The organism is Nocardia sp. NPDC051756 (assembly GCF_040681495.1).
Taxonomy (GTDB): Bacteria; Actinomycetota; Actinomycetes; order Mycobacteriales; family Mycobacteriaceae; genus Nocardia.
In genome coordinates, this window is record NZ_JBFAYV010000024.1 from 1 (window position 1) to 19982 (window position 19982).

Annotated in this window: 22 protein-coding genes; 10 read left to right on the forward strand and 12 right to left on the reverse strand. The window is 63.9% G+C overall.

Features of this window, described 5'->3' with window-relative positions:
- On the forward strand, positions 1-208 hold a 208-nt coding region (locus AB0M22_RS45125), incomplete at its 5' end, for a hypothetical protein (protein ID WP_364740074.1).
- 449 nt (positions 209-657) lie between these two features.
- The gene (locus AB0M22_RS45130; protein WP_364740077.1) at positions 658-1608 is read left to right on the forward strand and encodes a DUF1152 domain-containing protein; all 951 of its coding nucleotides are present in this window, start codon (positions 658-660) and stop codon (positions 1606-1608) included.
- Between the two features lie 133 nt (positions 1609-1741).
- Here AB0M22_RS45130 and AB0M22_RS45135 read toward each other — a convergent pair whose 3' ends face one another.
- Complete coding sequence (locus AB0M22_RS45135) at positions 1742-2659, reverse strand: alpha/beta hydrolase (protein WP_364740079.1); 918 nt, start codon at positions 2657-2659, stop codon at positions 1742-1744.
- Positions 2660-2702: 43 nt separating this feature from the next.
- Between AB0M22_RS45135 and AB0M22_RS45140 the strand changes: the two genes are divergently transcribed.
- The 3 genes from AB0M22_RS45140 to AB0M22_RS45150 all read left to right on the forward strand — a co-directional run bounded on the left by AB0M22_RS45140 (position 2703) and on the right by AB0M22_RS45150 (position 5219).
- Positions 2703-3179, forward strand: coding sequence for a MarR family transcriptional regulator (locus tag AB0M22_RS45140; RefSeq protein ID WP_364740082.1), 477 nt, complete (start codon positions 2703-2705; stop codon positions 3177-3179).
- Positions 3180-3446: 267 nt separating this feature from the next.
- Entirely contained in the window at positions 3447-4736 is a 1290-nt protein-coding gene (locus AB0M22_RS45145; RefSeq protein WP_364740084.1) for a hypothetical protein, read from the forward strand.
- Positions 4737-4841: 105 nt separating this feature from the next.
- Positions 4842-5219: a hypothetical protein gene (locus AB0M22_RS45150; protein ID WP_364740086.1), complete on the forward strand. Its 378-nt coding sequence runs from the start codon at positions 4842-4844 to the stop codon at positions 5217-5219.
- Between the two features lie 520 nt (positions 5220-5739).
- Here the strand turns inward: AB0M22_RS45150 and AB0M22_RS45155 are convergent.
- From AB0M22_RS45155 to AB0M22_RS45180, 6 genes are all read right to left on the reverse strand, one after another.
- Positions 5740-6375: a hypothetical protein gene (locus tag AB0M22_RS45155; protein WP_364740089.1), complete on the reverse strand. Its 636-nt coding sequence runs from the start codon at positions 6373-6375 to the stop codon at positions 5740-5742.
- 449 nt (positions 6376-6824) lie between these two features.
- A complete protein-coding gene (locus AB0M22_RS45160) occupies positions 6825-7430 on the reverse strand; it encodes a dihydrofolate reductase family protein (protein WP_364740091.1) in 606 nt (201 codons plus the stop codon).
- 82 nt (positions 7431-7512) lie between these two features.
- The gene (locus AB0M22_RS45165) at positions 7513-8103 is read right to left on the reverse strand and encodes a hypothetical protein (protein ID WP_364740094.1); all 591 of its coding nucleotides are present in this window, start codon (positions 8101-8103) and stop codon (positions 7513-7515) included.
- 188 nt (positions 8104-8291) lie between these two features.
- Positions 8292-8639 carry a hypothetical protein gene (locus AB0M22_RS45170; protein ID WP_364740097.1) on the reverse strand — a complete coding sequence of 116 codons (348 nt, stop codon included), beginning with the start codon at positions 8637-8639 and terminating at the stop codon, positions 8292-8294.
- A 41-nt stretch (positions 8640-8680) separates the two neighbouring features.
- On the reverse strand, positions 8681-8995 hold the full coding sequence (locus tag AB0M22_RS45175; RefSeq protein WP_364740100.1) for a hypothetical protein: 315 nt from the start codon (positions 8993-8995) through the stop codon (positions 8681-8683).
- 314 nt (positions 8996-9309) lie between these two features.
- Positions 9310-10554 carry a DUF4241 domain-containing protein gene (locus tag AB0M22_RS45180; RefSeq protein WP_364740103.1) on the reverse strand — a complete coding sequence of 415 codons (1245 nt, stop codon included), beginning with the start codon at positions 10552-10554 and terminating at the stop codon, positions 9310-9312.
- A 401-nt stretch (positions 10555-10955) separates the two neighbouring features.
- Between AB0M22_RS45180 and AB0M22_RS45185 the strand changes: the two genes are divergently transcribed.
- Positions 10956-12095 carry a serine hydrolase domain-containing protein gene (locus tag AB0M22_RS45185; RefSeq protein WP_364740106.1) on the forward strand — a complete coding sequence of 380 codons (1140 nt, stop codon included), beginning with the start codon at positions 10956-10958 and terminating at the stop codon, positions 12093-12095.
- A gap of 248 nt (positions 12096-12343) precedes the next feature.
- Entirely contained in the window at positions 12344-13069 is a 726-nt protein-coding gene (locus tag AB0M22_RS45190) for a VOC family protein (RefSeq protein ID WP_364740109.1), read from the forward strand.
- A 288-nt stretch (positions 13070-13357) separates the two neighbouring features.
- Here AB0M22_RS45190 and AB0M22_RS45195 read toward each other — a convergent pair whose 3' ends face one another.
- Positions 13358-14002: a TetR/AcrR family transcriptional regulator C-terminal domain-containing protein gene (locus AB0M22_RS45195; protein WP_364740111.1), complete on the reverse strand. Its 645-nt coding sequence runs from the start codon at positions 14000-14002 to the stop codon at positions 13358-13360.
- A 94-nt stretch (positions 14003-14096) separates the two neighbouring features.
- Between AB0M22_RS45195 and AB0M22_RS45200 the strand changes: the two genes are divergently transcribed.
- Positions 14097-14558: a hypothetical protein gene (locus AB0M22_RS45200; RefSeq protein ID WP_364740114.1), complete on the forward strand. Its 462-nt coding sequence runs from the start codon at positions 14097-14099 to the stop codon at positions 14556-14558.
- Between the two features lie 219 nt (positions 14559-14777).
- On the forward strand, positions 14778-15659 hold the full coding sequence (locus tag AB0M22_RS45205) for a hypothetical protein (protein ID WP_364740117.1): 882 nt from the start codon (positions 14778-14780) through the stop codon (positions 15657-15659).
- Positions 15660-15861: 202 nt separating this feature from the next.
- Here AB0M22_RS45205 and AB0M22_RS45210 read toward each other — a convergent pair whose 3' ends face one another.
- From AB0M22_RS45210 to AB0M22_RS45225, 4 genes are all read right to left on the reverse strand, one after another.
- Positions 15862-16833 carry a hypothetical protein gene (locus AB0M22_RS45210; protein WP_364740120.1) on the reverse strand — a complete coding sequence of 324 codons (972 nt, stop codon included), beginning with the start codon at positions 16831-16833 and terminating at the stop codon, positions 15862-15864.
- Positions 16834-17062: 229 nt separating this feature from the next.
- Positions 17063-17719 (reverse strand): hypothetical protein, encoded by a 657-nt coding sequence (locus tag AB0M22_RS45215; RefSeq protein ID WP_364740123.1) that lies wholly within the window; start codon positions 17717-17719, stop codon positions 17063-17065.
- Positions 17720-18156: 437 nt separating this feature from the next.
- The gene (locus AB0M22_RS45220; protein ID WP_364740125.1) at positions 18157-18399 is read right to left on the reverse strand and encodes a DUF3291 domain-containing protein; all 243 of its coding nucleotides are present in this window, start codon (positions 18397-18399) and stop codon (positions 18157-18159) included.
- Positions 18396-18659 (reverse strand): hypothetical protein, encoded by a 264-nt coding sequence (locus AB0M22_RS45225; protein ID WP_364740128.1) that lies wholly within the window; start codon positions 18657-18659, stop codon positions 18396-18398. Before AB0M22_RS45225 ends, AB0M22_RS45220 begins: the two co-directional genes overlap by 4 nt.
- A gap of 479 nt (positions 18660-19138) precedes the next feature.
- Here AB0M22_RS45225 and AB0M22_RS45230 point away from each other — a divergent pair, with 479 nt between their 5' ends.
- Positions 19139-19777 (forward strand): hypothetical protein, encoded by a 639-nt coding sequence (locus tag AB0M22_RS45230; protein WP_364740131.1) that lies wholly within the window; start codon positions 19139-19141, stop codon positions 19775-19777.
- The last annotated feature ends 205 nt before the right edge of the window (positions 19778-19982 follow it).

The window sequence follows — 19982 nt, forward strand, 5'->3', positions numbered from 1 at the left end:
GCGTCAGATCGGTTTTCGCCTGCGGCATGAGCGCGGCCACCTTCGCGCGCAGCTCTGCGGTGCGGGAATCGTCAGTCAATGCCAGCGCCTCACTTTCTTCGTGTCGTCGCGCTCGATGTCGCGCGCCCGAATGCCGGAACGGTCCGGTCGGCCGCGGCCGACTGCGCCGCTGTCCGTCCCGGTACGAACCGACCAATACATAGGATGAAAGCTAGCCGACCGAGTTGTCCGTGTCGCCCCTTACGGCAACGGCAACTCGACCGGCCCGGTGTGATCAACCGATCGACCGAGATGATCTCGGCCCGTCGATCTTTTCCGGGAGCCGCGTGGGGGAGCGACCTCAGACCGGCAACGGATCCTGCCCGACTCGCAGCCATGCCGGTGGAGGCTCTCGTCCACTGTTCGAAGAAGTGCCACAGATTTGAGACAGGCGACGGTGGTCGCCTTGTGGGGTTGTCCGAAAACCCGCAGTTGACAACGACTTCGGATGCCGCGAGTGTCGAGCCCCTGGGTGCAGGGCCAGTATGGATGCTGTGCTCCTGCTGCCAGGCTGCGCTCGCTCTCTACAGCGGTACGAAGATGCGCGGTAGGCCGGGATCAAGACTTATGGCGCCATGTTGCCGCCGTCGCCATGATGGCGAGGTGACTTCGTATCACTTGGGCGAGCCGCCGCTGTTCACTCGCCTGCGCGACGCCTCGAGCGTGCTGATCGCCGGGGCGGGCGGCGGATTCGATGTTTACGGTGGTTTGCCGCTCGCCGTGGCACTGGAAGGGCTCGGCAAAAATGTGTACCTGGCGAACCTGTCGTTCAGCGACCTGCGCCGGACCCCGCTGGAAGACTGGCTGGCGCCGGGCGTCGCCGCCGTTGATCCCGAGACCGTTGGCAACGATGACTACTTCCCCGAACGCAGCCTGGCGCGATGGCTGGCAAGCACTGGTCGCGAGCCGATCGTGTACGCGTTCCCCAAATCCGGTGTCCGGCCCTTACGTGCGGCCTATACCGCGCTGATCGAGCAACTCGACGTGGACGCCCTCGTGCTGGTCGATGGTGGCACAGACATCCTGTTGCGCGGCGACGAGACCGGCCTCGGCACTCCGCAGGAGGACATGACCAGCCTCGCGGCCGTGGCGGGGCTGGACGGCATCGCCGGCTTGGTGGTGTCGGTCGGCTTCGGCATCGACGCCTATCACGGCGTCTGTCACGCACATGTGCTCGAGAATCTCGCTGCGCTGCAAAGGCAGAACGCGTTTCTCGGCGTGCTCTCCATACCGCTGGACAGCCCGGAAGGCGCGGCCTACCTCGCCGCGGTCGCCCACTCATTGGCCGAAACACCTTTGCGCCCAAGCATTGTCCACTCCCAGATCGCCAGCGCGTTGCGCGGGGAATTCGGCGATATCCAAGCCACCGACCGGACCCGCGGCACCGAACTGTTCGTGAACCCGCTCATGGCGATGTACATGACCGTCGATCTTCCGGCACTGGCGCGCACGGTCGAATACCTGCCATTCCTCGAGAAGACCGATCACGCCTACCAGGTGGCGCAGGTAATCGAAGCTCACCTGACGTCGCGGTCCGGGCCCCGCCCTTCCCGACTCATGCCGCACTGACCGGGGTCGATGACGGCAAAGCCCGGTCGGAGCGCCTTACCGCCGGGCACGGCCCGCGATCGGCATGGGCATGCACTGAGAAGTGCTGTCAGCAAACCGATTTGGACGTTCGCCCGGCGCGCGCCCAGCGGCGTTATGGTGCCTCGTCGGTGTCCGGGCTGCGGAGGTGCTGGCTGAGGAAGAGTGCGGCGCGGTCCAGGGCTTGGTCGGCTTCCTCGAGTACGCCGGTGAAGGATTGGAACACGTGGGGTACGTCGGCGGTGATGTCGAGGATGACGTCCACGTCGGCTGCGCGGGCGCGGGCGGCCAGGCGCGTCGAGTCGTCGAGCATCATTTCGTTGCCGCCGGCCTGTAGCAGTATCGGCGGGAAGCCGTGGAGATCGGCGAGGACCGCCGGGCTGAGCAGCGGTTGGTGGGGGTCCTGCCCGGCGAGGTACATGGCGCCGGTGCGTTCGAGGCTCTCGCGGGTGAACAGCGGGTCGATGCCGGCTTTGGTGTCGATGCTCTCGCCGGAACGCGTCGAGTCCAGACCCGCGGAGAACGCCACGAGCGCGGCGGGCAGCGGCAATCCGGCGTCGCGGGCCGCGAGACACGTGGTGACGGTCAGGCCCCCGCCGGCGGAATCGCCGGCGAACACGATGGTCGAGGGAGCCTCGCCGCGGTCGAGCAGGGCGCGGTAAGCGTTGAGGGTGTCCTCGATCGCGGCCGGGAAGGGGTGTTCGGGCGCCAGCCGGTAGTCCAGCGAGAATGCGCGGAATCCGGTGCGAGTCACCAGGTTAGCGGTCAGCGGCATTGCCGTCTCCGGGGAGCCGTAGACCCAGCCGCCGCCGTGGAAGTACAGGATCGTGCCGGGGCGCGATGGTGCGGTCGGTTCGACGAGTACCGCGGGCCGGGTGCCGAGCGTCGTGGTTCGAGTGCGTATCTCGGTCGGCACGTTCATCTGGGCCATCAGCGCGCGGAATCCCGCGCGGATCTCCTCGACCGAGGGGTCCTCGGCGGACCGTGGCTGACGTAGCAGTGCGTCGATCTTCGCGCGTTGTTCCCTGCTCATAATTCAACCTTCCTGGGAAGTATCTTCCTGTACACTATATGCCATGGAATATACACCGGCTGGAGCCGTCGTCAACCTGCCGAGCTTGTTCTCCGACCTCGTCCGGTGCGAGACGCGGCTGTACAACGCACTCAACGATCGCCTTCGTGAACGGCACGGGATCCTCACCGCGCAGTTCGAATCCCTGCGCTTCCTGCGTGATCACCCGGGAGCCCGGGTGGCCGATCTCGCGAACGAATTCGCCGCGGGCGTCGGGGCCATGAGCAAAGGTGTCGACCGTTGGGAGAAGCAAGGATGGGTTGCGCGGCAAGCGAATCCGGCGGACCGCCGGTCATCCCTGCTGGCGTTGACGAATGACGGTGTGCGCCTGGTCGAGGCGGCGGAACAAACCTTCACCGAGCAGCTGGCCGAACTGCTCGGTGGCAGTGTCTCGGAATCCTCGCTATCGGTTGTCGCGCAGGCTCTTTCGCGGTTGCGTGGCGAGCTCGAGCGTGACCGGATCGGCCAGCCCGCGGGCTGATGGCCACCGATGTACGCTCTACGGCCGATTTCACCAGGGCCAGGTTCGCCCAGTTGTCCAGGGTCGTGAAGAACAGCATGCCACCCTCCCACCAGGACCGGATGGGTGACGATCGCGTACTCGTCGATCAGCCGGCCCGCATGGCCGTCGCGGCGAGGGTGGCACCGGCGATGTCCATGGCCCGCCGTCCTCGGCTTTGAGCCTTTCTGCACGAAATCTCCACAAGTGGCAAACCCGTGAGTCCATCGTGGCCCGTAACGTGGCGGCATGTTCACGCTGAAGTCCTGGCACCGCGACGGTGGGTTTCGCGCGGCCTGGATTTTCTTTGGGGTCGTGGCCGTTGTCGGTGTGCTGGCGCCGTTTTCGGTGATATTCGGCGACGGTTGCTACTACCTGGAGTGCCGAGACGAGGCAGAACGTCTGCCCGTCGCTACCGGCGTGACCTACGGCGGCATCGGCCTCACGCTGATCGTGGCCGCGGCGATGATGTATCGCGCGGGACATCGGGGGCGGACTGGATTGAAGTGGGCGGTGATCGCGCTGGCCGGTGTCCTCGTTTCCTCTTGTAGCGGTTGGAAATTCATGACCGCCACTGTCTTCGACGGTCGACCCGCGCTCACGCGGGAGGCGAGGGACATCGAGACTGCACTCGGCCGGATGCCCGGAGTCCGTCAGGTCTCCACCGAGGTCGGTCAATTGTTCTCGGCGGTAGTCGTGCTGTCCGAGGAAGCGTCGGCGGCACAGACCCGAGCAGTGATCGAGGCTTTCCGCGACCGGACGCGAGCCGCACCGGACTTCGAGCGCTGGGAGACAGAGATCGAAGTTCGCCGGCCAGACTCGAATAGCTCCTTTCGCGCAGGGGAGTCGGGGTTTCCCACGGCACCGGAACGCGCCGGGCTGTGGTTCGGCCTGACCGACGCCTTTCCGCAGGATGAGGTGGGATGGACCTACCACACGTGGGCCTATTACAGCTACGGAGGATCCGATCAATTCAAAAGGATGGACATCGGCGTCGGCGATATTTCCTTGAAGTTGTTGCACGCAAACGACTTCAACGCCGTCAGCGAAACGTACCGACGTCTGATGCGGGAGTTCCCTGACCTGGCGGGGGCTCGATGGACGATCGGTTCCTCGGCCCCGGGAAGTGGGTCACTGAAGGTGGTCAACCGGTACCCGACCGAGCTCGAATTCTCCGTCTGGCACCGCCTCAACGAAGACCAAACCCTGCCCCACAACGTGCTGATGGCTTCGGCAGCCGTGTCACCGGCAAATCCGAAACAACCACAAGTTACCGAGCAGCTCCGGTCGCAGGATCTCGGCGAAGCAAAACTGTTGGCCGAGAAGCACTTTCCGATCGTGGCGGAGCTGGGTACGCCTGACGTCGACTACCTGGTGACGTCCGACCCTCGCGTCTATCTCCGATCCGAGGGCGAATATGGCCCCTATTGCAGCCTCGAGCGCAGCCTGCCGATGACCGTCCGCAGTCGCACGTATTTCGCAAACCAGCCACTCGACCCCGCTGAGCAGCCATTCACAGTTCGGTATTGGGGCTGCTGATCCGCCGGTGATCGTGCTGACACAGCGTAACGGTGTACTGGACGGCGTCGCCGGTGTTGTGGAAGCAGGGCCGTATTGTCGGGCCCGGCTGATAAGAAGTCGGACATGATCATGGGACTGATCCAACTCGTCGTGGTCGCCCTCGCCGTCTTGGCGCGGTGGACCTCGGCGGGCTGGTTTTTGCTGATCGGCGTCGTAGGCTCGCTGGGGCTGGCGCCACTGATCCTGTTCGGGCCGTTGGTATTCGCCGGATTCTATGCGCCGCACGCGGCCTGGCCGCTGCTCATCATCGCCGACGTATTGCTCCTCATCACCGCACTGACCCTGGCCGACGGCGGCGACAACGGCATGGTGATTCCGATTCTCGATGAGCGGACAGCCAATTCGCCCGTGGGCACCCGCGTGCACCGTGTCGGAACCCTTACCGGCACGGCCTATCTGTTCGCGCTTGCGGGACTGGTGATCTGGATCTCGGCGGCCTAGCGATCCCTCAACTCGGCGAATCCGACTGATCGGCTGCGTGTTCGAACAGCTCCACGACCTCCAGGAGTTGGTGGAGCTCATCGAATCGTCCGGATGCGACGTAAGCTCGCAGTCGCTCGACCGGAATGGTGATGATGATCTGAACGTGGTCGCTGAGCGGGCCGTGCAGTGCATGATCGCCGTCGTTGGGATATGTGGTGACGGCGATGTTTCCGTACGGTGTCTCGAAGGTGCTGCGGGCGAAGTCGAAGCCACCGCCGGTGAACGGGACCAGCTGAGCGTGATCATCAGGCGCGCGCGGTACCTAGGCGTCTTACCAGGGAGTCCTGGCACGCCGACAGTCGCATCAGCTCACTGCTACGGCCGACTAGCCATGTGCTCTGTTTTCCTTACTCAGTGTGAGCGCGCTTGGGAGTGCTGCCAGCCAACCAGTTCAGGTGGCCGACGTCTGAACAGTCGAGCTCGAAGATAGCGGGTCGTATCGTCTCGGCACGCGGGCAGGTCTAGACAACCGCGCCAACTATGCAGGCGGTAATGCTGGTTCCCTGATTGCAGTCAGGAATTCATCGACCATCCTGCGCACTGCGGGCACTGAGGGACGCGGCTCATCCCAGTACCATTTGACCGCCATGCTCGGGCGGATATCGATATCGTGGCGAGAGTGTCCGTCCATCCAGTCCCGTAAACCGGTCAGTTCATCAGCGGTGACGAATCCACTGTCAACGAGCCACTTGCCGAACGCCGGACCGGCGACCATTTCTCGAGGTTTGCGGCCCGCTGGACTCAGATCCTGCATCCAGCGGTGGGCATAGTCGTATCCGCTGAGGCACATTGGTGGGTACCACCGTTGGCGCGGTGGACAGCGGAAATAGGCGAGATGCAGGTTGGCATCTACCCTCCAGCCGCGATCAGCCAGGGCGAGCAATCCGCCGACCGCGGACGGATTCGAATAGAACTGACTGTATTGGGGTTTGAGTTCGCCGACCCAGGACCCGAGGACCACGCTACTGTCCTCGACCCACATGCTCACCCGTTGCGCGGCTACGACGCCGTGGGTGAATTCGACCGTCGCATAGCGGTCGTGTTCCCTGCCAGCACCGCCGACGGCCAGCTCGAGGAGCGATCGCAACTCGCTTCGGTCTGCGACTACACGCATCAGCGCAGCCTAATACCGGGGGCCTTTCCGCGACGGGGAACTAGAAGGTAGGGCACGCACTCGCGCTGACTGAAGGCGGCACGGTTGAGTGCGGAACGGAACGTCGCATGCTGGTTAGCGCGTGTTGGCTCGCAAACTCCGAGATCCATTACTGGACAAGCGATCAGGAGGAACTGGTGCAACTCGCTTCTCGAACGATGCCAGCACTAGTTCCTTCTGATCATCTGACCAGCAGGAGTCCGTGCGGCGACGGACGGTAAGGATGACTGCACGGTCATCGGAGCCATGTGTGCGCGTTGGGAAGCGCTGTCAGCCGCAGCAAGTAGTGGCGACGAGGGGAACTCCTCCGCTTGGTTCAGCGTCGCGCAAGTCCAGCCACCGCCGACGCCACTGTGCACACCGAGCCGGATGCCGGCGGGGCGGCAATCCGGACCGGCAGACGGGCGACGTCACGCAGAGGCGCTGAGCGGCGGGTGCTCGAGCACGCGGGGCTTGTACTCGACCAGTTGGATGCGGTTGTCGAAGGTGCGGTGCTCGATCAGCTCGAGGGCAACATCGGGATAGCCGTCGTAGATGCGTTCTGCGCCGGTGGCACCGGTGATCACCGGGAACATCACGACCCGGAACCGGTCGACGAGTCCGGCTCGAAGCAGGGACCGGCACAGGCTCAGGCTGCCGATCGTGCTGAGGAGCCCCCAGCCACTCGACTTCATGGCGCGGACCGCCTCGACGGCGTCATCGCGGACGAGCGTGGAATTGGCCCACTTCAGCGGATCCTCGAGCGCGGAGGAGAACACCACCTTGGACGCTTGCGTGAGCTCGTCGACGGACGCCTCTTCTTCCGGCCTGAACTCGTCCTGGCCAGTCGGGACCTCGCCGGCGGCAAAGCCCGACATCAGGCGGTAGGTGTTCGCTCCCATCAGGTAGGTGGCCTCGGGCTGCTCGCCGAGCCATGCGAGGTATTCCGGGCCCTCGAGGCCCCAGAACCCGGGCCATCCCTCTCCCGATGCGTAGCCGTCGAGGGAGGTGATGAAGTCGACGAGAAGCTCCGACATAGCGTTGTCCTTTCCTAGGCGTCACAAGCTTTGACCGACCGGGAGCCACAAACTCATCGGCGCTGTGGAGTAACGAGGAAACCTAGGCTGGACCCAGCCCCTGGCGGAACCACTCCGGCATCTCTTGGTCCGATCGCGGGAACCACTTGTTCTCGGTGCCGAAGTGCGCAGCCGTCGGCGGTGTCGAGAAGGCCGGCGCCTGATCTCGGTTGTATCGAATGGCGAAGCGGTCGGGCGGATCCAGAATGTACTCGAACTCGATCCATGATCCGAGCCCCTGAACGTACATCCCTTTCCGCAGTTGCTGGAACTTCCGCCAGACATCAGGCGGGAAGGACCAGCCTCGTATCGTGCCGTCGGGCATTCGCACTCCGGAATCGGATTCGGCATGCGTCCCGATCATCTTGGCGCGCACTACAAGTCGAGTCCAACCGATTGGCAGGGTAGGGAGCACCTCGCTGGTGATCTCGGTGAGCTTGTCGTGCTGTTCGGTCGGGTCGAGCGTCGGCCAGTCAGGCATCTGGTCAATCCTCCTGCGGGAATGGGCCGTTGAGCCGAACGCGGCTCGCGCATCGGCAGATACGGATGTTAGCGACCGCGCTGTAGGCGGCATTGTCGGACGTGCCGCAGCCCTGGCCAACACGCGGACCAGAGTCTTGTATTGCGGCGTCAATCGGCCGGGAACCTCAACGGAGCCGTCACGTCGAAGTCGCGGTCGATGATCTCGACAAGAGCGTTTCCCTTGCTGCCCAACCCATTACGTTCAGTCCAGGTCTGGACACGCTGCCACACGCGAAGCCGGCCGGGTCCTGTGGCGGGGGCGGAGGAGCTGTAATTGTGAATCGAGAACGAGGAGCTTCGCTACGAGTGCGATATGGCAGCCACGGAAGTTCGATCGGGGTCGAAGGTTGTCGTCAGGGTCTTTCCGCTGCTCAACCGGGTGACGCTGATCGTGTTGTCACCTATGAAGGATATCTGTGCGGGGCAGGGCCCTTCGTACTCGGTCCATACCAGTGCTTGCCTGCTGAACAGCCCACCGCGCTCTCGCAGCCATACGTGGCAGCCGGAGTCGAAGTCGTAGTACGGCACCGAGACCATTTCATGACGACCGTCGGGGCTGACCACGATGTCCTCGACATCGCCGTCCTCGGAGGACAAGGCTGTAATGAACGGCGTCAACGTCCATAGCGGTATCACCACCAGCGTCACGACGGCAACAAACGTACTCCACACCCACTTGAGGTACCGACTCAGCTTAGGCGCGCACACGAAGCAGAGCACCACGGCAGCCGTCCAGAAAATCGGGGCCGCGACGAAGGGATGACGTCGAACCGGTAGAAGCGGACTGCCAAACCACCTCCGGGCGCGGCAATGAACCACGCGGCGATCGCTGCGGCAAATAACGCGGGGACGGCAAGTAACCCGACGAGCCGTGCTCGGCTCGTCGGCTGATCGGCCTCGCTCGCGCGTGCATCCGATGTGGGTGACTGGTCCTCGAATGTCTTCTCGGCCAACGATCTATCCATTCGTGCGACGTGTGCCCCGAGCTTCTCGCGTTCGGACATGCCGCCAGCCTATCCGTGCCTGTCTGCCGTTTGCGAGCCCCGAAAGGTCCAGGCAGGCCTGCCTGCTCATCGCCCGCACATCAACTCCTATCGACCGAATATCGGAGCTGGATCGCGAGAAAGTCGTTATCTGGCAAGTATCTGCAATGCGTGCTCCTCGGCACTATCGGATGTTCCAGAGGCGTTGGAACGCGCGGGTCGCGGCAATCTCGGACGTTCTGCGCCGCAGTCGATCTCACCGCGCAGAACGACCGCACCGCGGCCGGCGCGGATGTCCGTGAGCACGTATAACTCATCCGGGCATTTGTTTGCGGCTAGTCACTCTGCCGTAATGGAGGATAGAGCTGAAAGTCGATAACGACGCAGCTCACCTGCTCATCTTCGGTGCGACCGATCCAGACCGGAAAGGTTCCACCCTCGGGTGCGCCTGCGCGGAAACCGATGAGGTTCGGTGCGGACGCCGCGCCGGCCAATTCCACGGTGAAGCTGCTGTCGAGGGGCACGACCAGCTCGTCGTTGAACTCGTCTTCGTCCACAGTCCGAGTCAAGTCGAGGAAGGCCGCGATGCCGGTATCGACACCGACTCCGTAGAACTCGCCGTCGCCGAGACCGTGATGGTCCTCGTCGGGCCGGAGACTCATTTCCCATCCGATGGGTGGGGCGTCCAGGAGAGTCACCCGGGCCGCAGCGACTCTCGGCGGGTACATGGTGTCGGCGAACCGCATCAGCGACACCGTGACCGGATACTCACCCGCTGGGACAGGAATGGTCGCCGAGACCCGATCGGGCCATCCAGGGTCCATGGCAACCAGTCGCCCGGACGGGACTTGCAGCAGCCCCGCATCGATGAGCTCGACAACAGCCGGACCATGCGGGGTGTCGCGTCCACCTGGGACGAACATTTGCTCGATTCCGTTGGCGCGCAACGGACCCCGTGAATCTTCTGGCGATGCCTCGTTCAGGGTCACCGCTGCGGCGGGTTCGTGGCCATACTGGGCGAGGAACCGAACGAAGACCTGCCAGTCGCCGAATTGTGGTGCAGGGCAGAGGAAGTCCTCGACGGGAGCTGAAAACAGTTGAACTGTGCTGTTTTCCGGCTCAACGGTGGACTGTCCGCTATTTCGGGCCACGCGCCGCAGGTACAGGGCTTTGTCCGACCCGTCGAACTCGGATCGGATCTCGACCTGCCCGTCAGCCGAGACGGTCGTGGTCTCGTAGACATCCCATTCACGGGAAAAGTACTGCCGCTCACTGGAATACTGCCAGCGTATTTTCTGGTAAACGCGCAACATGCCGTTGCTGTGACTCTCGAGGCCGATCAACTGCGTGCGATAGGACCTGTCGTCGAACAAATACACCTTCCACCACTGGTGCCCCTCGTGCTGGTAGTACTCGACCATCGCCAGCGGCTGCCCCTGCGCAGCCAGCAATACCGCGTACCCGTACCCGGCGGCATGTCGTCGCGCGGCACTCGCACGCGAGATCGGTTGCGGATGAGCCGCTCCGAGTGTTAAACCCCACGTCTCCCCATAAGACACATCAAGACTGTCGAAAATCACGAACTCACCATCTCTGCACACGACAACAACCCTCAACCGTACTGTCATACAGCCGCCAGAACATGCCCCCACTGACGGTGGGGCCGCCCGGAGCTTTGTTGATCTGCACAGCAGTGCTTGGGCGTTCCGAAGGACATCCATTGGCCACCGTGATGATTCGCAGCATCGGTGAAGCCCTGCGCGTCGGCGACGACATCGAGGCGCTGTGGCGAATCCCTCCCGAGTCGATGGCACAACGGTATTCGGCGGTGGGGGAGCCCGCGACGCCAGGAGCTTCCACCGCTCGACTGGTTCGGGGTGCGACTCAGGGTGCAAATACCCCGCGCGGTGGATGTCGATGCGGGCATCGGCCAGGCACTGTGAGCAAGTCGCACACTTCTCGGAGGCGCACCATGATCTCGATGAATTCCGTTCGGCGGGTTCTGATCTCACTGTCGGCCTGTCTGCTGGTCGCGTGCTCGACGGATCGGACGACGACCGAGCCGGTGGAGATCCCCATGGATGCGGTGACGCAAGCGACGGAAAAGCTGACTCGCGACAACGGCGTACCCGGTGCGCAGGCGACGTTGACGAGCGGGGCGCAACAACGTCTGGTCAACAGCGGTGTCGGTGACCGTGCCACGGGGGCGCCATTTCCGGACAACGCCCACCTTCGGATCGGCAGCAATACCAAGACCTTCGTCGCGACGGTGGCTATGCAGCTGGCGGCGGAGGGTCGTCTCGAACTCGACGCGCCGGTGACGCGGTACCTGCCCGCCGTATTCGACTCGGCCGCAACTCGACCGGCCGGCCTGACGGTGCGGCAGTTGATGCAGCACATGAGCGGGTTACCCGACTACACCGAGAATCCGGAGTTGGACGCCGAGTCCGCCAGGTACCGGGTGTTCGAACCGCGATATCTGGTCGATCTCGCATTGCGTTCGGCGCCTGCGCATTTCGAGCCTGGAGCGCGGTGGGAGTACAGCAACACCAACTACCTGGTGGTCGGCATGATCATCGAGCAGATCACCGGCACCTCGATCGCCGAAGCTGTCCACGAACGCATCGTCGCTCCGCTCGGCTTGCAGGCCACCCGGTTTCCGGCGCCCGGCGAGTCCGGGCTCGACGACCCGCACCCGGTCGGATACGCCCTTGCCGACGGACAAGCTTTCGACTACACGGATTTCGAACCCTCGTGGGCCGGTGCAGCCGGGGCAATGGTCTCCACTGCGGCCGAACTGAATCGGTTCTTCCTGGCCTTGCTCGCCGGTCGGCTCGTACCGCCCCCGCAACTCGCCGAGATGCAACACACCGTGCCCGCTGACGAAATGAGCCCGGGATTCCGGTACGGGCTGGGCATTGCCCGGATTCCGGTGTCGTGCGGACGCGAAGTATGGGGCCATGGCGGCAGCATCCTCGGGTTCCGCACCCGTGGCGGCGCGACGACCGACGGCGACGCGGTCACCGTGACCGTGAACGCACACCCCAGCAACGGTGGTGCCGCGACCGACATGCTGGCGGTGGTAGATGCGGCGCTGTGCCCGGCCAAGAAGGCGGGGTAGCAGAGTCACGGCTGGTATCCGGCAGTCGCGGACGTTCGAGAAGCGTTGGTGGCCAACCAGTTCGAGGCCGATAGCCGCATGTTCGTGCATGGCCGGACGATGCACGACGCGGTGTAACCAAATTTGGCTAATGCGGTCTGGGAGTCTACACTACCGAAGTAGCCAAATTTGTCTACTCAGGCGGATGGGTGTTCGACGAAGCCGGTACGACTTCCGGTCTCGGGAGCCCTTCGAGACGGAGCAATGTCATGGCCCACGAGATAACCGTCCCGCTGCTTCCCTGCGGATCCATCGACGAGATCCTCGAGTTCTACACCATGCTCGGTTTCACCCGGACCTACTATCAGGTCCGCCCGTATCCGTGCGTGGGCCTTCAGCGAGAAGACCTCCAGCTGCAGTTCTTCGGCCTGCCGGAGTTCAAGCCCGAGGACTCCTACGGCAGTTGTGTGGTCCTAGTGCCCGACACTCAGCAGCTCTTCGAGGCGTTCGCCGCCGGCATGCGCGCGGTCCACGGCAAGCTCCTGGTCTCCGGGATCCCGCGGATGACCCGCCCGCGGAAACGCAAGAACGCCGACAACCACTCCGGGTTCACGGTCATCGACCCCGGCGGGAACTGGATCCGGATCTTCTCGTCCCCGGCTACCGGCGGCACCGGTGCGCCCGCGATCGGCAAGCTGGCCAGGGCGCTGGAGAACGCCGTAGTGCTCGGCGACTCCAAAGGCGACAATCAGCAGGCGGCGAAGATCCTGGACGCCATGCTGGCCCGGGAGCAGGGACGCGCACCGGCTGTCGAACTGGTCGAGGCGTTGGTCTATCGCGCCGAACTCGCCATCCGCGCCGACGACGCCACGGCCGCGGCCGATGCCCTCATCCGCGCCCGCGCCGTCCCCCTCACCGAAGCCGAACGCATCGAGCTCGCTGCGCACTTGGCCAGCCTCGAAGACCTGGAGGCCGTCCTCGGACTCGCGCCCTAGCGTCGTGCCGCGCGGTCACGCCCGCTGAAGCCGCAATCCCGCACGGTCACTCACGATTTCGGCCAACCAGTCCGCATCGTCTCAGCGCTGACGGGCTCTGCACTGCATGCGCGGATGTCGAGCCATGGGCCTGCCAGTGGAATTCGGAGTGGTTGTCGGGCAACGCATTCCGCGCAGCGTTCCCACCCGTCAGGAACGGGATGTGACCACAGGAATCCGTAGGGCAGGACCCGCACGTCTGTATTGCATTCGGGTTGACTACTTCCGGCGGCCACCTATCGGATTCGATCAGGTATTCACTGACCGAACGGCTCGGTCCCGGATGCCGCTGAGCACGGCATCGAGCATTCGGTCGAATTCCGCTGCGGAGCCGAAGTCGTCCATCCGGGTGGTAAGGGCGGCCATCGTCGGGTAGCGCGTGCCGTCGATCGCGGGTAACTCGCCGGTCCTTTCGGGTCCGGCGCTGACCACCGCAAGTAGGTACCCGTTGAGGAAACCGAATAGCAGCAGCGGTGCGTCTGCGACCACTTGGTCGGGCAGTCCGGCCGCGCGCATCGCGGTGACCAGCCGCTCCAAGGCGGCGAGGGCGGCTGGTGAGGTCTGCGGTCGCGAGGCCAGCAGCGGCACGACGTGGGGATGCCGGTAGGCGGTCGTCCGGTAGCTGTGCGCCGTTGCGCGGGCGAGGGCTTCCCAATCGAGGGAGGTGTCGTCGGGGGCGGCGATCTCGGTGAGCACGGTCTCGGATACCGCGTCCAGCAGCGCGGCCTTGCCCTTGATGTGGTTGTAGATCGACATCGGGTCGACACCGAGTTCCTCGGCCAGCCGTCGCACACCGAAGCGTTCGAGGCCATCGCGATCGACCAGTGCGACTGCGGCTTCCGCGATGCGCTCACGGCTGAGCCCCACCGCAGTGCCCTGCGTGCGTTTGGCCACCTTTGCTCCCTTCGCTTGTCAAACCTACGTCGTAGGTTATAGCGTCGAGCGAAACCTACGACGTAGGTTTGCGAAACTACTGGAGGAGAAGAACATGAGTGCCCTTGATCGACGAACGCCGGGCCGATCCGGACGAGGGGTCCTCGTCGCGATGTACACGGGACTCGGGCTCACCGTCGCAGCGGCGATCGTCCCGTACCTCGACTCCGCTCATCTGCTGGCCGAGCACATCCGGGCGGGCTATCCCGACTACACCCAGGCGCGCATCGACTCGGCCGTCACCACTTACCTGATCATCCTGTCCAGCATCGGCGCGCTCGGCGTCGTCGCCTGGCTCGGGACGACCTGGTCAGTCAAGGCGGGCAAGCGATGGGCTCGCCCCGTCGCGACGGCGACGTTCGCGCTCGGCACAAGCGTCGCGCTGGCCGCACTGCTCACCGAGGACACCTCCGGCGACACCGGCCTGGCGCCACTGCTCGGCTGGATCGGGATGTTGCCTTGCCTGGCAGGGCTTTTGGCGATCGTGCTGCTGTGGAGACAACCGCAGGCTCGATGAGTCAGCGGGGTCAGCAGATCCCACTCAACTCGGCAGTACGTACCTCCGGCGGGCCGAGATAGTCTCTGCCCGTTGATCTTCCAGCGAGCCGCCTGGCCGGTTCGATCAGCGCGCCACGCGGCTTACCGGGTGTCTGCGAAACGGCCAGCGAAGCCCGGTAGAGTTGGCTGCGGGGTGCATCGGGATCCACGGCCTTCGCGTCGTGTCGTCAATCTCCTGATGTCAGTGATGATCACGCAATCCGCTGCGGTGGAATTGGTTTACGTCTCGGTCGATTCATGGGAATACGGTTGCTGTGGTGAAGTCCCAGCTGAGGGCGGCTCGCTACGCGCGGGTGTGACCGCGGCGCCGGACGAAACGGGTGGACGATTTCGCGCGCCTCCTATCCTCGAGTGGGATCAAAGCTTGGAGTTGGTGCGATTCACCGGCTTTTCCGCACGCTGGGACCCGATACACGGCGCCCCTCGAGAGCGGCCCATCCGGCTAGCCATTTCCTGGCACAACCAGGGCCTCTTGACTCCGGCCATGGTCGCAGACATCGTCGCCGTCTACCAGACGTCGGTGCAGTATCGCGTCACCGGTCATCTCTATACTCCAATGCCCGACACCATGGAATACACAAGAATGACTGCCGTCGAACGTTTCCCGAAGGCAGCAGAATCGGAACAGGTAGTCAACGGGCTGGTGCGAGGCGTCTCCGGTGCTTTGGCAGGAATCCGGATACGTTCGTGCGAGGAACCGTCGGCCGAGGTCCTCAGCGAATACCATGCCGACCTCGAGCGTGCTTCCCGCACAGTTGAGCTGATCGGCCCGGCGTCGGTGTTCGGGGCTGTAGTGCCCGGGCGTGGTGATCGAGTGCGTGTCGACCTGTCGGATCCGCAGCTCACGTTGTTGAACAAGCGGACGACAGTACGTGGTGTCGTGCGCGGGCAGGCCGGTCAGGTCAGCAGCGCCACCGCGACAACGTTAGGGGGGTGGAACTTGGCCGACATCGCCCCAGGCACACCAGCAGACACTGTGGCCACTCCGCTGTTTGTGACGCTGACGGTCGACGCCGCCGACGGTCAGCCTCCCTCAGCCGATCTTCGAAAACGTGCGTAGATCTGACAGACGAAGATGATCGCGCACATGCAGTTCGGCATGTGCATGCGTTGAGAAGCGGTTCTCAAGCGGACCTGAGCGTGCACGATATTCGGCAGTTGAGTGCGATCGTCGGCAGGCGCCGCGCCCTCACACTCGCGCGCTCCGCGGCATGTGCGGACATCCAGATCAGCGACGGCCATCAAACACCTCTGCAGACGCGTTAGTCGCTACGAGATACCGTGCCCTGTATCTCAGACGTGCCAGTTCCGCCGTAATCCGCATATTTGTAGGTCGCCGAAACCACCCGGTTACTGCCAGCCTCACAATTCGGAGTGTGCAGGTCAGTAAACGCGCGCTTGTCGCCTGTACCAGGCTGATGCAGCATCAGGGCGGTTCCCGGCGGACCGGACCGTAATGGCAGCTCGTCTCGGAACGAGATCGCGGTAGGTGGGGTAGTTTCGACGCTGCCTGTGCCGTTACGCAGTGTGACCACCACCCCGAACACGTTGTCGGGCACATCCTTCGGCGGATACGACTGTGTCGCGCCGCCGGTGTAGACGGTTGTCTGTCCCTCGTCGGTCCAGTCCGATAAGTTCCTGCCGCAATGGGGGTTGGTGACGAGCCAAGCTCGGACACCGGACGGGGTGCCGCTGCCCGCGATCAGCGGCGGAATCGTGAGCACCACACTGACGAGAATGGCAACTACCAGCACTGCGCCGCCGCGCATCGAGGCGGCGCGTGTCCGGCCGGTTCGGTTGTCATACCAATGCAAGAAGGCTGCCGCGAACGCTGCGGCAAGTGCGAAGCACGCCGCGACGATGCTCGCGTCGAGGTGCCCGGATAGCTCCGGCTTGTAGTCGGACAAGTACAGTTCGGTTCCCACTCGCTGAGCGAACCAACTGGCAACTATCCCACCCGCGATGGTGCCGCCAGGTGCGAACCGGTGCGGCATCAGCCCGAAAATGCCAGTGACGACCAGCAGCGGGCTGATCACAAACTGGAACGGCCAATAGACCATGACGTTGGCGGCGAAGTTGCCGCCCGCTTCGAGCTCGAACCGTGGATCTACTCCCGGCTCCGAGTACAGTCCGAGCCCGATCTCCAACCACGCCACAGCCAGCACGCCGACGGCAACGACCTGCAGTATGTATGTGAGTTTCAAGCGATTCCACGATGTATCACGAGCAAACACGCGGTCACTGTATCGACCAGTTGTGTCCGATCCGGTTACCAAGTGTGGAGAAATCGTGTGGGTCTGGAAGGAGATTCCGAAGTCGCGGAAACCGAACCCATTCAGAGGGCGTCGGGAGTGCAGCAGGATCGGCGCTTGATGCAAAGACATCTCGAGCCGTGCCCAGCAGACCGGCCAGGTCCTGTGGCGGGGCGGAGCTGCGATTGCGGATCGAGAACGGGCAGCTTCGCTACGAGTGCAGGACGGTAGCCACGGTAATTCGATCGGGGTCGTAGGTTGTCGTCAGGGTCTTTCCGCCGCGCAATTGGGTGACGCTGATCGTGTTGTCACCTATGAAGGATATCTGTGCGGGGCAGGGCCCTTCGTACTCGGTCCATGCCAGTGCTTGCCTGCTGAACAGCCCGCCGCGCTCCCGCAGCCATACATAGCAGCCGGAGTCGAAGGCGTAGTAAGGCACCGAAACCATTTCATGACGACCGTCGGGGCTGACCACGATGTCCTCGACATTGCCGTCCTCGTCGGACCAGGCTGCTATGAACGCCGTCAACATCCATAGCGGTATCACCACCAGCGTCACGATGGCAACAAACGTTGTCCACACCCACTTGAGGTACCGACTCAGCCTAGGCGCGCACACGAAGCAGAGCACCACGGCAGCCGTCCAGAACATCGGGGCCGCGATGAGGGGGATGACGTCGAACCGGTAGAAGCGGATTGCGAAACCGTCGTCGGGCCGGGCAATGAACCACGCCGCGATCGCTGCGGCAAAGAACACGGGGGCGGCAAGCAACCCAACGAGCCGTACTCGGCTCGGCCTCTGATCCGACTCGCTCACGCGCGCATCTTCCGATGCGGGTGACCGGTCCTCGAATGTCTTCTCGGCCAACGATCTATCCATTCGTGCGACGTGTGCCCTGAGCTCCTCGCGTTCGGACCCGCCGCCAGCCTATCGGTGTCTGTCCGCTGTTTGCGAGCCCCGAAAAGATCCTGGCAGACCCTGCTGCTCATCGCCGGCCACATCGTCCGCAAACCAGCAACTATCGACCGAGTATCGGAGCCGGATCGCGAGAAAGTCGTTATCCGGCAAGTATCTGCAATGCGCGGTCATCGGCAATATCGTGCGTTGGGAAGCGCTGGCGGCCAACTGATTTGGACGCCTGACCAACGCGCACTCAGCGGCAAGAGCGGACGCTTCACCCAGCTGTAGTCAGGCTTTGGGTGTATCCGTGTGGAATCGGGCTGTTCCCTGATCGGGTCGCTGTGCGACCAGCGCGTACGCCACGTCGGCTTACAGGTGATGACCTCGCTGCGCCGTCGGGGGCGTCATGCTCGGGCCGAACGCGAGCCGAAGGTGAAGTGCTGTGCGGACTCTCCGTCTCGGGCGAGAGCTTCGAGTCTTGCTACGCCGTCCGACCAGCGGGGGACCGAGCCGTCCTCGATGCTCCAGAGGACGTGACCCGGCCAGGGCCCCTTCAGGAACCAGTCGCATCTGAGCTTCAGGGCCTCGCGGTGCAGGCTGCTGTAGACGAACAGGCGTGCGCTCTCGATGTCTTGCCACAGACTCAATGTCGCGATGTGCGCAAGCGGGTCGTGACCCGCGAAGTCCGGAAGGCCCAGTGGCAGTACGTAGACCCCCAGCGGCCGAAATCTTCGCCGGGTGCATGGTCCGCATACTTCTCATAGTCTCCCCCGGCCCGGCCGACGAACCCCGGAACGTCGTCGACAGCGCTGAGGATCTCATCGCCCCGTTTGGACAAGTCGGACAGCGCGGTCGGCTCCATGGCTGGGTCGAGAACGCCGAACGTATAGAGCGCGATGTTGCTCATGACACTGTGCTGTCCTCATGGCGGTGGCCTACTTGACCATGGACGAATCCCCGGATTCGGACCAGCCATGACGGTGCCGGCGATGGGCATAGCGCAACGGCGAGCCCGATCCGGCGATATCCCACAACGAGGCGCGAGACCGAAGCCGTTGTTCAGCAAGCGGACAGACGACCTCACTACGTCTCAACATTGCCAGGCCACGCAGCAACCACCGCCGGTAACCGATATTCGGCTACGCGCATTCAGAAGTGCTGCCAGCCAACCGATTCGGACGAAGGGCCAACACGCGCCATGTGGCCTCTGCGGACGTTCATAGCGGGGTTCCTGACAGGCCCGGTATGGAAAGTGTCGAGCAGCTCCCACAGGACCTGGACGTGAAGTTCGTGCTCTGATGCAAGGGGCAGTCCACGACCGCTCGACCGTCACCATCACCCGAAACCCCTGGCCCCGAGCGAACCGGTCCGTCTAGCCTCACACCGGTGCAGCTCCAGATCACCGTCCACCGCGCACGACTGGGACGGGACGAATACCGGGTCATCCGGCCTTCCCGCCCGATCAGGGGTGCTGTGCTCACCAACAGAAATCCCCGGTACAGCTTCGAATTGACTGCGGAGGCAGCTTTCCAGGTCACCGGTCTGTGGCTGTTCGCGGCCCGATCCCGGCACAGCCTCGTGCATATTCCATTGCGCGGTAACCAGCCACCGGACCCCGATTCCTCGACCACGGCTGGCGAGCTCGATCTGGTGTTGGGCCATTCCCACGGTGGTTTCGCACCCCATCGATGGAAAGCGCTGCGCCGCAGCCTCGATCGCGGCCGGTCGCAGACGGTGGTATGGAACCCCGACGACGTGCTGACCTGGCAGGAGGTGCACCGCGACAACGCCGAGTGGCGCTGGCGGCGGCCCGCCGGGGATCGGTTGCACGAGCAAGTGCAGGCGCACACTCTGATCTTGCTGGGCACCGCGGGCAACTTCTTGCACACCGCCCGCTACATCCTGGACCTGGCGCTGTGGCAGCCCGAACCCGACGGCTTGGGTTATCGCTCCGCGACCCTGCACCCCTCCGACAGTCAGCTCGATCGACGCGGCCAGGGGATCAGTCTCATCCGGTGGAGCTGAGGCTCAGCTGGCGACAGTCCGGATCTGGACTTCGACGTTGCGGACGTTCCGGAGGCATTGGTGGCCGACCGTCCGAGGCCGGCCACTGTCCGCCCGGAACGCGCGCTCCGCGGTGCGGGCTCAGGCGGTCAACGCAACACTTCTTGGAGTGCTTCTGATGGTGTGCGGAATCCGAGGGTTTGTCGAGGGCGCCCGTTGAGTTCGT

Bases quoted from the DNA above. Each gene is read 5' to 3' on its own strand.
- AB0M22_RS45200 (WP_364740114.1), top strand. From the start codon at position 14,097: ATGAGTGCCCTTGATCGACGAACGCCGGGCCGATCCGGACGAGGGGTC.
- AB0M22_RS45175 (WP_364740100.1), bottom strand. From the start codon at position 8,995: ATGTCCGAACGCGAGAAGCTCGGGGCACACGTCGCACGAATGGATAGA.
- AB0M22_RS45190 (WP_364740109.1), top strand. From the start codon at position 12,344: ATGGCCCACGAGATAACCGTCCCGCTGCTTCCCTGCGGATCCATCGAC.
- AB0M22_RS45150 (WP_364740086.1), top strand. From the start codon at position 4,842: ATGATCATGGGACTGATCCAACTCGTCGTGGTCGCCCTCGCCGTCTTG.
- AB0M22_RS45225 (WP_364740128.1), bottom strand. From the start codon at position 18,659: ATGAGCAACATCGCGCTCTATACGTTCGGCGTTCTCGACCCAGCCATG.
- AB0M22_RS45145 (WP_364740084.1), top strand. From the start codon at position 3,447: ATGTTCACGCTGAAGTCCTGGCACCGCGACGGTGGGTTTCGCGCGGCC.
- AB0M22_RS45160 (WP_364740091.1), bottom strand. From the start codon at position 7,430: ATGTCGGAGCTTCTCGTCGACTTCATCACCTCCCTCGACGGCTACGCA.
- AB0M22_RS45205 (WP_364740117.1), top strand. From the start codon at position 14,778: ATGTCAGTGATGATCACGCAATCCGCTGCGGTGGAATTGGTTTACGTC.
- AB0M22_RS45135 (WP_364740079.1), bottom strand. From the start codon at position 2,659: ATGAGCAGGGAACAACGCGCGAAGATCGACGCACTGCTACGTCAGCCA.
- AB0M22_RS45140 (WP_364740082.1), top strand. From the start codon at position 2,703: ATGGAATATACACCGGCTGGAGCCGTCGTCAACCTGCCGAGCTTGTTC.
- AB0M22_RS45155 (WP_364740089.1), bottom strand. From the start codon at position 6,375: ATGCGTGTAGTCGCAGACCGAAGCGAGTTGCGATCGCTCCTCGAGCTG.
- AB0M22_RS45185 (WP_364740106.1), top strand. From the start codon at position 10,956: ATGAATTCCGTTCGGCGGGTTCTGATCTCACTGTCGGCCTGTCTGCTG.